At 57.8% G+C, this 13,167-nt stretch carries 7 protein-coding genes and 3 pseudogenes; 6 read left to right on the top strand and 4 right to left on the bottom strand.

The annotated features are described in order from the left end of the window. Nucleotides 1-210 precede the first annotated feature (210 nt). From HT737_RS02220 to HT737_RS02195, 6 genes and pseudogenes are all read left to right on the top strand, one after another. Complete coding sequence (locus HT737_RS02220) at nt 211-3,297, top strand: autotransporter serine protease (protein ID WP_182401267.1); 3,087 nt, start codon at nt 211-213, stop codon at nt 3,295-3,297. Nucleotides 3,298-3,353: 56 nt separating this feature from the next. Beyond that, nucleotides 3,354-5,042, top strand: a pseudogene (locus tag HT737_RS32535) (polyurethanase). Nucleotides 5,043-5,239: 197 nt separating this feature from the next. Beyond that, a complete protein-coding gene (locus tag HT737_RS02210) occupies nt 5,240-7,093 on the top strand; it encodes a polyurethanase (RefSeq protein WP_182401265.1) in 1,854 nt (617 codons plus the stop codon). Between the two features lie 138 nt (nt 7,094-7,231). Further along, on the top strand, nt 7,232-8,140 hold the full coding sequence (locus HT737_RS02205; protein ID WP_182401263.1) for a MurR/RpiR family transcriptional regulator: 909 nt from the start codon (nt 7,232-7,234) through the stop codon (nt 8,138-8,140). 61 nt (nt 8,141-8,201) lie between these two features. After that, the gene (locus HT737_RS02200) at nt 8,202-8,807 is read left to right on the top strand and encodes a glutathione S-transferase (RefSeq protein WP_182401261.1); all 606 of its coding nucleotides are present in this window, start codon (nt 8,202-8,204) and stop codon (nt 8,805-8,807) included. Nucleotides 8,808-8,809: 2 nt separating this feature from the next. Continuing rightward, a pseudogene (locus HT737_RS02195) lies at nt 8,810-9,918 on the top strand (DNA alkylation repair protein). Nucleotides 9,919-10,235: 317 nt separating this feature from the next. Here HT737_RS02195 and HT737_RS02190 read toward each other — a convergent pair. The 4 genes and pseudogenes from HT737_RS02190 to HT737_RS02175 all read right to left on the bottom strand — a co-directional run. Next, complete coding sequence (locus HT737_RS02190; protein ID WP_182401259.1) at nt 10,236-11,063, bottom strand: putative phage abortive infection protein; 828 nt, start codon at nt 11,061-11,063, stop codon at nt 10,236-10,238. 66 nt (nt 11,064-11,129) lie between these two features. Further along, nucleotides 11,130-11,438 carry a hypothetical protein gene (locus HT737_RS02185; RefSeq protein ID WP_182401257.1) on the bottom strand — a complete coding sequence of 103 codons (309 nt, stop codon included), beginning with the start codon at nt 11,436-11,438 and terminating at the stop codon, nt 11,130-11,132. Next, the gene (locus HT737_RS02180) at nt 11,428-11,772 is read right to left on the bottom strand and encodes a hypothetical protein (protein ID WP_182401255.1); all 345 of its coding nucleotides are present in this window, start codon (nt 11,770-11,772) and stop codon (nt 11,428-11,430) included. Before HT737_RS02180 ends, HT737_RS02185 begins: the two co-directional genes overlap by 11 nt. A 759-nt stretch (nt 11,773-12,531) precedes the next feature. Next, a pseudogene (locus HT737_RS02175) lies at nt 12,532-13,167 on the bottom strand (NTPase KAP); the annotation flags it as partial.

Genomic DNA, 13,167 nt, shown 5'->3' with positions numbered 1-13,167 from the left:
GGCAGCTCCTGACAGGGGGATGTGAGCACACACCTGTGGTGAGGGGATTCATCCCCGATGGGACGCGAAGCGGCCCCGATAGTCGTCCGGGTGTGCGACTGCTGCGCAGTCGATCGGGGATAAATCCCCTCGCCACAAGCGTTATTTCCCGGGCCCGAGTGTGGGCCTGGTACACGGATTTTTCGCAACAACACTAAGGAAGGTCGCTGGATGAATAACAACAATACCCCCGCGCAAACGGGCGGTCGCTTCGCCATGAAAACCCTCAACTGCGCCGTACTCTGTGCGTTGACCAGCTGGGGCACCGCGCACGCGGCGCCTTATGTGGAAAACGGCCGCAGCGGTGATCCCGCCAGTTGGCGCAGCGCCGAGTTCCAGGCGGAGTGGGGCCTGGGCGCCATCGGGGCGGATTCCGCTTACGCTGCCGGCTACACCGGCAAAGGCGTGAAACTTGGGATCTTTGACCAGCCGGTGTACGCCGCGCACCCGGAGTTCTCCGGTCCCAACAAAGTCGTGACCCTGGTCACCAGCGGGATCCGCGAATACACCGACCCTTACATTCCGGTCAAAGCCGGGGACGCGTTCCGCTATGACGGTTCGCCCTCGGTCGGTTCCGACGGCAAGCTCGGCGCCCACGGCACCCACGTCGGTGGTATTGCCGCCGGCAGCCGTGACGGCGGGCCGATGCACGGCGTGGCGTTCGGTGCGCAGATCATCAGCGCCGACAACGGCGACCCGGGCCCGGAAGACGGCATTGTGCGTGGCAACGACGGCGCGGTGTACAAGGCCGGATGGGATGCGCTGATCGCCAGCGGCGCGCGGATCATCAACAACAGTTGGGGCATCGGCATCACTGACCGTTTCGACCTTGGCGGCCGCGACCCGGCGTATCCGCACTTCACCGTCAACGACGCGCAAGTGCAGTTCAACGAAATCCGCACATTGCTCGGCACCAAGCCGGGCGGCGCCTACGACGGCGCGATTGCCGCCGCCCGTAGCGGTATCGTGACGATTTTTGCCGCCGGCAACGATTACAACCTGAACAACCCGGACGCCATCGCCGGCCTCGGTTACTTCGTGCCGGACATCGCGCCGAACTGGATCACCGTCGCCGCGTTGCAGAAGAACCCGGATCTGGCCAGCGCCAACCCGTACATCATGAGTACGTTCTCTTCGCGTTGCGGTTACACCGCGAGCTTCTGCGTTTCGGCACCGGGCACGAAGATCTTCAGCTCGATCATCGAAGGCACCAACGCCGACAACCTGACCACCGGCTACAAAAACTACAACGGCACCTCAATGGCCGCGCCGCACGTGGCCGGCTCGATGGCGGTGTTGATGGAGCGCTTCCCGTACATGACGGGTGACCAGGTCGCCACGGTGCTGCGTACCACCGCCACCGACCTCGGCGCACCGGGCATCGACGCCTTGTACGGCTGGGGCATGATCAACCTGCGCAAGGGCATTGATGGCCCGGCGATGTTCGTCACCGAGCAGGACATTCCGGAAGAATTCCGCATCCAGGGTGCCTACGGTTCCGGGCAGTTTGTTGCGGACCTGCCGGGCATTGGCGCGATCATCGACAAGGGCAAACCGACCGAGCGCGTCTGCACCGACATCACTTGCGGGCTCGACACCTGGCGCAACGACATTTCCGGTCACGGCGGCCTGACCAAGCAGGGCATCGGCACGCTGGTGTTGACCGGCAACAACAGCTACAGCGGCCCGACCCTGGTCAATCAGGGGCGTCTGGCGATCAATGGCTCGCTGGCTTCGACGGTCACGGTCAACGACAGCGGCATCCTTGGCGGTAACGGCCGCATCGGCGCACTGACCGCGAAAAGCGGCGGTACCGTGGCGCCGGGCAACTCGATCGGCACGCTGAACGTCGCCGGTGACGTGACCTTCGAGCGCGGTTCGACCTACGCGGTGGAAGTCTCGCCGACCAGCAGCGACAAGATCGTTGCCGGTGGCCAAGCGGTGATCGATGGCGCCACGGTCAGTCTGTCGCTGGAAAACAGCCCGACCTTGCTGACCACGACTGAAGTGAAGAGCCTGCTCGGCACGCAGTTCAACATCCTGCAAGCGGCCGGTGGCATTCAAGGCCAGTTCGGGCAAGTGCTGCCGAACTACGCGTTCCTCGGCGGCACCCTGGCGTATTCGGCGAACGGCGTACAACTCGACGTCGGGCGCAATGGCGCGTCGTTCGCCAGTGTCGGCCTGACGCCGAACCAGCGTGCGGTCGGTGCGGCTGCCGAGGGGTTGGGCGCGGGCAATGCGTTATTCGAAACCTTGCTGTTGTCGCCGAACGCGGCGGCGGCGCAACAGGCGTTCCAGCAACTGTCCGGCGAGATTCATCCCGCCATTGGCACGATGCTGATCAACGACAGTCGCTACCTGCGTGAAGCGGTGGGCGAGCGTCTGCGTGAGCGCGATCTGTTCAATGCCAACGCACCGACTGACGAGCGCAGCAATGCCTGGGTCAAGGTGCTCGGTTCGTGGGGCAAGAGCGATGGCGGCCATGAAAATGCCGACTCCAACAGCTCCATCGGCGGGCTGCTGGCCGGTGTCGACGGCTTGATTGCTGAAGATACTCGTCTGGGTTTCGTTACCGGTTATAGCGACAGTTCGTTGAACATGGGCAGCGGCACGCATTCGTCGGCCTCGGTCGACAGCTATCACCTGGGTGCGTACCTGGGGCATCAGATCGATGCGCTGCGTCTGACCGCCGGTGCGGCGTATAGCTGGCACCGCGTGGATGTGAAGCGTGATCTGCAGTTCGCCGGCGTCAATGGCAAAGAGAAAACCAAGCACGATGCCGCGACCACTCAAGTGTTCACCGAAGTGGCTTACGATCTGCGTCTGCAACCGATGAATCTGGAACCGTTCGCCAATCTGTCGTATGTGCACCTGAACACCGACAGCTTCACCGAAAAGGGTGATGCCGCGGCGCTCAAGAGCTCTGAAGACAACCGCGATGTGGTGCTGTCGACCCTTGGCGTACGCGCCAAGCGCACCTTCGCCCTGTCGGACAAGCATCAGCTGGAACTGGGCGCGACCCTCGGCTGGCAGCACAACCTGAGCAGTGTCGATGCTGACAGCCACCTGGCCTTCGCCAATGGCAACAGCGCGTTCACTGTGCAGAGTGTGTCGATGGATCGTGATGCGGCCGTGGTCGGCGTCCGTGCCGGGCTGGCGCTCAATCGCGATGTCCGGGTCAACCTGGACTACAACGGACTGATCGGTAACAACGAGAAGGACCACGGTGTGGGTCTGACCCTCGACTGGCAGTTCTAAAGGAGTACCGGCAGCCCTCCAGGGGCTGCCGGTCATGAAGGAAGAGAGAGCACAACATGGGATTGTTCGATTACAAAAATGCCGATGGCAAAGCGTTGTACAGCGATGCCATCGCCCTGACGCTGTATGCCTACACGCCAACCGGCCAGCCGTTGCCGGCCACCGCCTGGAAACCCCTCAGCGCCACGGCGCTGGGCTATCAGGCAAGGTCGGCGCGCAGGGCACGTTCTTCGGCGAGAAGGACGGCTTCACCAGCGCCGAGGCTGAAGTGCTCGGCAAGTACGACGCCGGTGGCAAGCTGATCGGCATCGGCGTGGCCTTTCGCGGCACTGGCGGACTGGGTTACAGCGACACTTTCGGCGACATGAAGAACAATCTGCTGGCCGCCATCGGGCCATCGGATTACGCGAGTAACTACGCGAAAAACGCCTTCGACAACCTGCTCAAGGCCGTCGCCGCGTTCGCGCTTGCCAACGGCATTGCCGCCAAGGACGTGCTGTTCAGCGGTCACAGCCTCGGTGGCCTCGGGGTCAACAGCGTGGCCGAGTTGAGCGCCAGCAACTGGGGCGGATTCTTCAAGGACGCCAACTACATAGCGTTCGCTTCACCGACCCAGAGCAGCACCGGCAATAACGTGTTGAACATCGGTTACGAAAACGATCCGGTGTTCCGCGCACTGGACGGCACCACGTTCAGCAGCGGGTCGCTGGGCAAGCACGACGGGCCACATGAGTCGACCACCGATAACATCGTCAACTTCAATGACTACTACGCGTCCACCGCACAGAACCTGGTGCCGTTCAGCATCGTCAATCCGCTGAGCTGGTCGGCCCACGGCTCGTTGGGGTATGCCGATGGCTTGAACCGGGTAATCGATTCGAAGTTCTACAACCTGACGCACAAAGACTCGACCCTCATCGTCTCCAACCTGGAGGAATCTTCCCGGGGCAAGACCTGGGTCGAGGACTTGGGGGCGCAGCGGCGAGCCGCACACCGGCAGCACTTTCATCATCGGCACCCAGAGCGGCGACTGGCTCAAGGGTGGGGCGGGCAACGACTTTCTCGAAGGCCTGGGCGGTGATGACCGGTTCCGCGATGACGGTGGCTTTAACATTCTGCTCGGTGGTCAGGGCCACAACACGTTCGAGCTGCAGAAACCGCTGCAGAACTTCAGCTTCGCCAACGACGGTGACGGCACGCTGTATGTGCGCGACGCCTACGGCGGCATCAGCATGACCCGCGACATCGGTGCGCTGGTGAGCAAGGAGTCGGGGTCGTGGTGGGGCAGCAAGGACATCACCTGGGGCGTCACGGCCAAGGGTTTGACCAATGGCAGCGAACTGACCCAGTACACCCATTCGCTCAACGGCGATGCGTACGGCAATGCACTGCACGCCAGCGCCGACGGTGACTGGCTGTTCGGTCTGGGTGGCGATGACAAGCTGATCAGCGACAAGGGCCACGTGACCTTCGTCGGCGGCGCCGGCAATGACGTGATGACGGCGGTGGGCGGCAACAACACCTTCCTGTTCAGCGGCGCCTTCGGTTTCGACGCGATCAATGGCTACCAGGGCAGCGACAAACTGGTGTTCATGGGCGTCGAAGGCGCGGGGCAGGGCTACGACTACAAGCAGCATGTTGCCCAGTCGGGAGCTGATACGGTGCTGAAGATTGGCGAGTATGCCGTGACCCTGGTCGGGGTGGGAGTGGCTAACCTGTCGGACTCGGCGTTCGTCTTCGCCTAGCTCTAATGTGGGAGCGAGCTTGCTCGCGAAAGCGGTGTGCCAGCCAAGCAAATGGCAGCTGACACTCCCTCTTCGCGAGCAAGCTCGCTCCCACAGATTTGATGTGTAAGTAGTGAAAATGCTCCGGGGCGTGCCCGTGAGGGGCGCCCTGGCTGTGAGCTATCTCTGACAATTCAAACAAAAGAGAGGCAATAGCAATGGGTGTGTATGACTACAACAACTTCGGTACAGCCGATTCCAAGGCATTGTTCAGCGATGCCATGGCGATCACGCTGTATTCCTATCACAACCTCGATAACGGCTTTGCCGCCGGTTATCAGCACAACGGTTTCGGCCTCGGCCTGCCCGCCACGTTGGTGACCGCGCTGCTCGGTGGCACCGATTCGCAAGGGGTGATCCCCGGTATTCCGTGGAACCCCGACTCGGAAAAACTCGCCCTCGACGCGGTGAAAAAGGCTGGCTGGACACCGATCACCGCTTCGCAACTGGGCTACGACGGCAAGACCGACGCGCGCGGAACCTTCTTCGGCGAGAAGGCCGGTTACACCACCGCTCAGGTGGAAATTCTGGGCAAATACGACGCTCAGGGCCATCTCACCGAAATCGGCATCGCTTTTCGCGGCACCAGCGGCCCGCGGGAAAACCTGATCCTCGACTCGATCGGCGACGTGATCAACGATCTGCTGGCAGCTTTCGGCCCCAAGGATTACGCCAGGAATTACGTCGGTGAAGCGTTCGGCAATCTACTGAATGACGTGGTGGCGTTCGCCAAGGCCAATGGCCTCAGCGGCAAGGACGTGCTGGTCAGCGGCCACAGCCTCGGCGGGCTGGCGGTCAACAGCATGGCTGATCTGAGTGGCGGCAAGTGGGGCGGGTTCTTCGCCGATTCCAACTACATTGCCTACGCCTCGCCGACCCAGAGCACCACCGACAAGGTGCTCAACGTCGGTTACGAAAACGACCCGGTGTTCCGCGCCCTTGACGGCTCGACCTTCACCGGCGCCTCGGTCGGCGTGCACGACGCGCCCAAGGAATCGGCCACCGACAACATCGTCAGCTTCAACGATCACTACGCCTCGACCGCGTGGAATCTGCTGCCGTTCTCCATTCTCAACATCCCGACCTGGATCTCGCACCTGCCGACTGCGTACGGCGACGGCATGAACCGGATCATCGAGTCGAAGTTCTACGACCTGACCAGCAAGGACTCGACGATCATCGTCGCCAACCTGTCGGACCCGGCGCGGGCCAACACCTGGGTGCAGGATCTGAACCGCAACGCCGAAACCCACAAGGGCAGCACGTTCATCATCGGCAGCGACAGCAACGACCTGATCCAGGGCGGCAGCGGCAATGACTACCTCGAAGGGCGCGCCGGCAACGACACGTTCCGTGATGCTGGCGGCTACAACGTGATTCTCGGTGGCGCCGGCAACAACACCCTCGAGTTGCAGAAATCGGTGAACACCTTCGACTTCGCCAACGACGGTGCCGGCAACCTGTACATCCGCGACGCCAACGGCGGGATCAGCATCACCCGCGACATCGGCAGCATCGTCACCAAGGAGCCGGGCTTCCTCTGGGGGCTGTTCAAGGACGATGTAACCCACAGCGTCACGGCCAGCGGTTTGAAGGTCGGCAGCAACGTCACCCAGTACGAGTCCAGTGTCACCGGCACCAGCGGTGCCGACACGCTCAAGGCGCATGCCGGCGGCGACTGGCTGTTCGGTCTGGACGGCAATGACCACTTGATTGGTGGCGCGGGTAACGACGTGTTTGTCGGTGGCGCCGGCAATGATCTGATGGAGTCCGGGGGCGGGGCGGATACGTTCCTGTTCAACGGCGCGTTCGGTCAGGATCGGGTGGTGGGTTTTACGGCCAACGACAAACTGGTGTTCCTTGGCGTGCAGGGTGTGTTGCCTAACGACGACTTCCGCGCGCATGCCTCGACGGTGGGACAGGACACGGTGCTGAAGTTTGGTGGTGATTCGGTGACGCTGGTCGGGGTGGCGCTGAATAGCCTCAGCGCCGATGGAATTGTGATCGCCTGATGCATCCGTAACCTGTGGCGAGGGAGCTTGCTCCCGCTGGGTCGCGAAGCGGCCCTGAAGATTTTGTGAGCGCTACGCGCTCAAGCGGGAGCGAGCTCCCTCGCCACAGTGTGATTTGATCAGCCTGAAGGAAGACTTATGCCCCGCCCCGATCTGCCGGCCAACGACGAGCCTGCCCTCGCCAGCCCCCCGATCAATGCCGAGCGTCTGCTGCAACTGATCACCGACGAATACGACACCCTGCCGCGCCAACTCAAACGCATCGCCAGCTACATGAGTCAGCAAAGCGAGCGGATCATGGTCGATCGCATCAGCGACATCGCCCGCGAATGCGAGGTGCATCCGTCCGCCATCGTGCGCTTCTCGCAGCGCTTCGGTTTCAGCGGCTTCAGCGAAATGCAGGCGCTGTTTCGCACCGCCTACACCCACAAAGCCTCGCCGGTGCACAACTACCAGCAACGCATCCGCAGCATGATCGCCAACCAGTCGCAGCAGGCCAGCGACGGCGACCTCGCCCGCGAATGCATCGACGCCACCCGCTCCGGCATCGAACGCCTGGGCCGCGAACTCGACGACGTCGCCTTCGAAAAAGCCGTCGACCTGATCGTCAACGCCGACAACATCTATGTGGTCGGCGTGCGCCGCTCCTTCGCCGTCGCCGACTACCTGGTTTACAACTTGCAACACACTCACAAGCGCATTCACCTGGTTTCCGGGCTGGGCGGCAGTTATCGCGAACAGATGCGCAGCGTGCGTAGCGGTGATTTGGTGATCGCCATCAGCTTCACCCCCTACGCCAAGGAAACCCAACACTGCCTGCGCTACGCCCGCCAGCAACAGGCCAACACCCTGATCCTCACCGACAGCCACCTCTCGCCGTTGGCCAAAAACGCCAACAGCCTGCTGCTGGTGAATGAAGGCAGCGCATTGGCGTTCCGTTCGCTGAGCGCGACGTTGTGTTTGTGTCAGGCGTTGTTCGTGGCGGTGGCGTATCGGCTGGAATTGAATGTGGATGAGATTCACGAGCAGGCCGGTTTTGACGACTGACATTTGCCTCAGGCTCGGCTAGGTTATGCCTTCCCACCGGTTCGACTTGAAGGAACGCGTCATGAAACTGATCGGCATGCTGGACTCCCCTTACGTGCGCCGCGTGGCGATCTCCGCCAAACGCCTCGGCATCGACCTCGAACATGAATCGGTCTCGGTGTTCCGCCACTTCGAGCAATTCCAGCAGATCAACCCGGTGGTCAAGGCACCCACGCTGATCCTCGATGACGGCGTGGTCCTGATGGACTCCACCCTCATCCTCGACTACCTCGAAGCCGCCAGCGGCAACAGCCTGCTGCCGAGCGACCTCCAACAACGCGCCCACGCCCTGCGCCTGATCGGCCTCAGCCTCGCCGCCTGCGAAAAAGCCGTGCAGCTCTACTACGAACGCAACCTGCGCCCGGCCGACATTCAATACCAGCCGTGGGTCGAACGCGTCGAAGGCCAACTCGCCGCCGCCTTCACCGCCCTCGAACAGGAACTGGAAAAAACCGGCCTGCCCACCGACGGCACCCTCACACAGGCGGGCATCAGCCTCGCCGTCGCCTGGAGCTTCACCGGCCTTGTCGTCCCCGACCAGATCGACACCCGCCGCTACCCGCACATCGCCCAATACACCGCGTACGCCGAAACCCTCGAAGCGTTCGTCAGCACCCCGATGACCTGACCATGAGCACCACCGACACCGCCGCCCCGGCGTTAAAGGAAATCTTCAACGCCGAACGCCTGCAACACATCGCCAGCGAAATGAGCGCCGTATACCCGGCATTCAAGGCCAAGGCGTTTCTCAAGCACGCCAACCAAGGGCTGGCGGAATTGTCGGTGATGCAACGCATGGCCCGCGTCAGCGAAAGCCTGCACGCCGTGCTGCCACTGGACTACGAAGATTCCCTCGAAGTCCTGCGCGAACTCGCCCCCCGCCTCAACAGCGGATTCGTCAGCATGTGCCTGCCGCACTACGTCGCCAGCTACGGCGGCCACGCCTTCGATACCTCGATGCAAGCGCTGAAATACTTCACCACCTTCGGCTCCTCCGAATTCGCCATCCGCCACTTCCTGCGCAGCGACCTCGAACGCTCGCTGGAACTCATGCACGACTGGACCCAAGACCAAAACCACCACATCCGCCGCCTCGCCAGCGAAGGCACCCGCCCTCGCCTGCCCTGGTCATTCCGCCTCGAAGCCGTGCAAGCCAACCCGCAACTGACCGCCGCAATCCTTGATCGGTTGAAAGCCGACGAGAGTCTGTACGTACGCAAATCCGTGGCAAACCATCTGAATGACGTGACCAAAGAGCATCCGGAATGGGTGCTGGACACGATTGAAGGCTGGCCACTGGAGAACAAACACACAGCGTGGATTGCCAAGCATGCGTTGCGCAGCTTGATCAAACAGGGAGATTTGCGCGCGCTGACGGTGATTGGTGCGGGTGCGAAGGCTGAGGTTAAGTTGCTGGATGTGCGGGTTGAACCGGCGGTGGTTCGGTTGGGGGAAGCGATTACGTTGTCGTTTACGGTGAAGTCGACGGTGGCGCATGAACAGCGGTTGGTGATTGATTATGCGATTGACTATGTGAAGGCGAATGGCGGGGTTTCGGGGAAGGTTTTCAAGTTGAAGACGGTGGAGTTGACGGGGTTTGGGGAAGTGGTTGTGGGGAGGCGGCAGGTGATTCGGGATTTTACGACGCGGAGGCATTTTTTTGGGGCGGCACGGGGGTGAGGGTTTTGGTTAATGGGGAGGTTTTGGAGAGTGCTGCGTTTGAGATCGTTGCTGATTGATACCGGTAATAGATTCCGTTGATCTGGCGGGACTCGGGCTGATAGGGAATTACGGATGGGGCTGCTTTCGGCCAAAAGCGGACGTTCTGGAGCGACCGCTGTCGGCCCAGAGTGTGTAAAAACGCTTCGCCAAAATTTAAGTATGCGCGTCTACGTTGAATCTGAAATTTAGCGGCACGTCGACAGATGTGGATTTCGCGTAGAAGCGTGATTTTCAGTCCGGTTTTGAGTACCTGTCGCGCTCAAAAACGTTTTTACACAGCCTCGGCCAAAAGCTGCCGCTCGAGTTCGCCTAGGAAATCAGTGGCGATTCAACTTCAAGAATTAAAATTTTGGCGCCCCTCCCCGGGCAAATCATATATCGCCAATATTTCATCGCTGTTCCCATACGCAGCTCTACTTAAAAGCCTTACATCTCCTTCATCTAAAAGCATTCGCGGATCTAGATTATTAAATATTGCAAACTCATCAACATATTTCTTAAACTTGCATCCACGCTCGCTTAAGCAGTTATAGAAAAGAACAACAAGTTCAAAATCTGACAAAAACGATCTAGCAATAACACCAAATTTCTTGCTTTCTGCGTGCTCACTTTCTGACGCAAAGCGAAAGACCGAATATAGGCTTCTGAAATATAAACTCAGATCACCTTGATGTCGAGACCACATCGCCTCATAAGCAATCACCATTTTAGCTTGGTGACTGGCGCCAGAGTTAGAGTAGGACTCTCTAAGCTGCTTAACCCATGTTTTAAAGCAGTCTCTGCCCACCATGGTAACTTTGCCATTCCTTTTTAAATCAAAGCCCTGGACTACGTTATGCTGAAGCGTCAGCATATTGTAAAACTGAGACTCAATCTGCTGACTTTTAATCTGCCTTTGAGTTTCAGAAAGATCCTTTCTTTGCCAAAACAATGTCAACAGAACACCCGAGAAAGCCAAGCCAGAAAAAAAAGCATTTAGCGTTCCAAAGCTATCGCCAAACGTCCCCTCCCGAACAGCCGCAGGCAATTTCCTGATTGGAATTTCCGAAGTCAAAAAATCAAAAAACAAAAAATAAGCACCTAACACAAGCACAACAACGAAGATGCTGAATAACCAATTCGACACAGATCCAACTACACAAGTGAAATATTTCAGAAGCATACGTAGTTACTCGTGGAAGACAGCCGTGAATGCCACTTGATAAAAATTAGAACAACAGCTACGAGCCTACCCAAGTACTATTTTTAGCAGGCATTTGGTATCAAGGCGTAGCTTGCTGAAGTCTTCTTTAAGCCGGTCAACAGCCTCCCGACAAATTCTGAACATTTCGCCAGCATCGCCATTTTTGTCATCGTATTTTTTCAGCATGACCATGTACGCATCCCAAACCCGGCCTTCAAGATCAACCGGCGAAATGCTGAAACATTTCAATTCGACATCAGTTAAGAAAAGCCCCATTTCTTCCCATGCCCGCTGCATTTCGAAACAATGATGAACCCAAGCCAAATCGCGTTCTTTAAAAAACTTAAACACCATCAAGAAGCCCCATAGGAGCACTCTGATTTATCGAATCGATTACTTTTTGCATTACTGAATACAAATATGACTCACCAACTTGCTCGCCATTAAGCTTGTCCTGAAATGACTTTATCGCTTTGTATTTTTCGGCGTGCTTAAACTGTAACTGCCAAGCAGTTAGCGTTTTCACGCCGATTAAAGCTACAAATATAGTTGCGCAATAACTACCTACTTCCAGAATATCTTTAATGCTCGTATGGAGCGGTTTTCCAGAAAAACTCAGACCTCCAACCCCCCAAATGGCACCGCTAAAAAAACACACTAAAAACGCAAGAGCTATTATTTTTTTCAATGCAGGACTCCCTTCTTTCAGTACGCATCAAACCAGAAAAAACACCCCATCTCAAAGTCAGCCGCTGTATGCTTTTACCTGTCTATTGCGAGTGCGTTAAGCACTTTATTCGTTTTCACTGCTATCGTCATCCAGCTGAAATGGAGGCAGTGAGGCAGAGGCGCTTCTGTCCGATTTTTACGGTGCGTGGCGACGTTTCTGCCAGCATGCATAAGCAAACGCCATCAGCACTACTTGGCCTAAAGAAATCATTCACAAACAACCGCTTTTGGCTGTGGATTCAACCTGTCGTGACTGGCAGAAATCGGCCAAAAGCGGTTATTGTCTCGTCTCTGAATGGCCTAGGGCTGTGGCTTCGTCACGCGGCGCATTGGCAAGCCACAAACTTCACACAGATAGGTGCCATTTGGGCCACTTCTGAGGCCCTTGGTCGATACGCGCTCCCAGGATTTGGAATACGGCTGATCGTTCTCGGTTGTTTTCTCTTCACCCTGGTGGCCGCTGGGGCAAGCAAAATAGTCGTAGGTGCGCACTGCCATGATAGGGTTCTCCGTTCCTTGTTCGGCCTATAAGCCAGCATACTCTTCCCATTTTTGATCGCAGCTCTAGCAGCTCTCTCACCAACACCGCTGAGGAGTGAATCGGCAAAAGCCAAATGCACTTCCTTATAACGGAGATCAATCCTGACTTAGCTCCAGCCAGTCTAGATATTTGCCGACTAATTAAAAAAGCTAATCTGGTTAGTTATGTGGTTCCTTCCTATGTTACATGCTGATGTACGCTCATGAACTGATGAGCAACGCGGCGAGGCTGAGCCATAGCTTCGGAAGGATAGTCTTGAGGCGTTTCTAACTCTGCACCATAACGAAGACGCAAGTTTTCTACGATGAAATCCGCAGAAATTAAAGCACATACGGAGTCATACTGATTTCTCGAAAAATCCGCTGGTCTTGGAAGGCCACTTTCTACCCCCCAGGCCTCTCCAACGTAACATGCCAAGAAATCATCTAGCTGTTCAGGCTTCGAGTTAAAGTGAGACTCCAATATTCTACGAACGGCAGATAGCGTGCATCCATCAATCCAAGCCCAATATAATGATGGGGCATCTTTAGGGTGGCTTAAAAAGAGTGGCGAATCTTGGTCTGCCTCTGCTATACGACGGGTGAGGATAGATTTAACCAGAACTTCACCCTCGCCTGTTAGAACTCGATTTTCTTCTGACTTATTCTCGTAGTGGCGTACCCATCGAAAACATTCCAACGCAAATCCAATGGGTGTTACTGAGTTGAATAGATGCTCAGCTTCCTTTTGGCGGTCAACACCGACTGGTATTTGCCTTAATAACCCCGCAATTAACATTCCAGCTTTAGCTCGTGTGTCCGCGACTACCATCAT

Source organism: Pseudomonas sp. MD195_PC81_125, from assembly GCF_014060985.1.
GTDB classification, from domain to species: Bacteria; Pseudomonadota; Gammaproteobacteria; order Pseudomonadales; family Pseudomonadaceae; genus Aquipseudomonas; species Aquipseudomonas parakoreensis.
This window is presented reverse-complemented; position numbering and strand designations above follow the sequence as displayed.

Bases quoted from the DNA above. Each gene is read 5' to 3' on its own strand.
- HT737_RS02220 (WP_182401267.1), top strand. From the start codon at position 211: ATGAATAACAACAATACCCCCGCGCAAACGGGCGGTCGCTTCGCCATG.
- HT737_RS02210 (WP_182401265.1), top strand. From the start codon at position 5,240: ATGGGTGTGTATGACTACAACAACTTCGGTACAGCCGATTCCAAGGCA.
- HT737_RS02205 (WP_182401263.1), top strand. From the start codon at position 7,232: ATGCCCCGCCCCGATCTGCCGGCCAACGACGAGCCTGCCCTCGCCAGC.
- HT737_RS02200 (WP_182401261.1), top strand. From the start codon at position 8,202: ATGAAACTGATCGGCATGCTGGACTCCCCTTACGTGCGCCGCGTGGCG.
- HT737_RS02190 (WP_182401259.1), bottom strand. From the start codon at position 11,063: ATGCTTCTGAAATATTTCACTTGTGTAGTTGGATCTGTGTCGAATTGG.
- HT737_RS02185 (WP_182401257.1), bottom strand. From the start codon at position 11,438: ATGGTGTTTAAGTTTTTTAAAGAACGCGATTTGGCTTGGGTTCATCAT.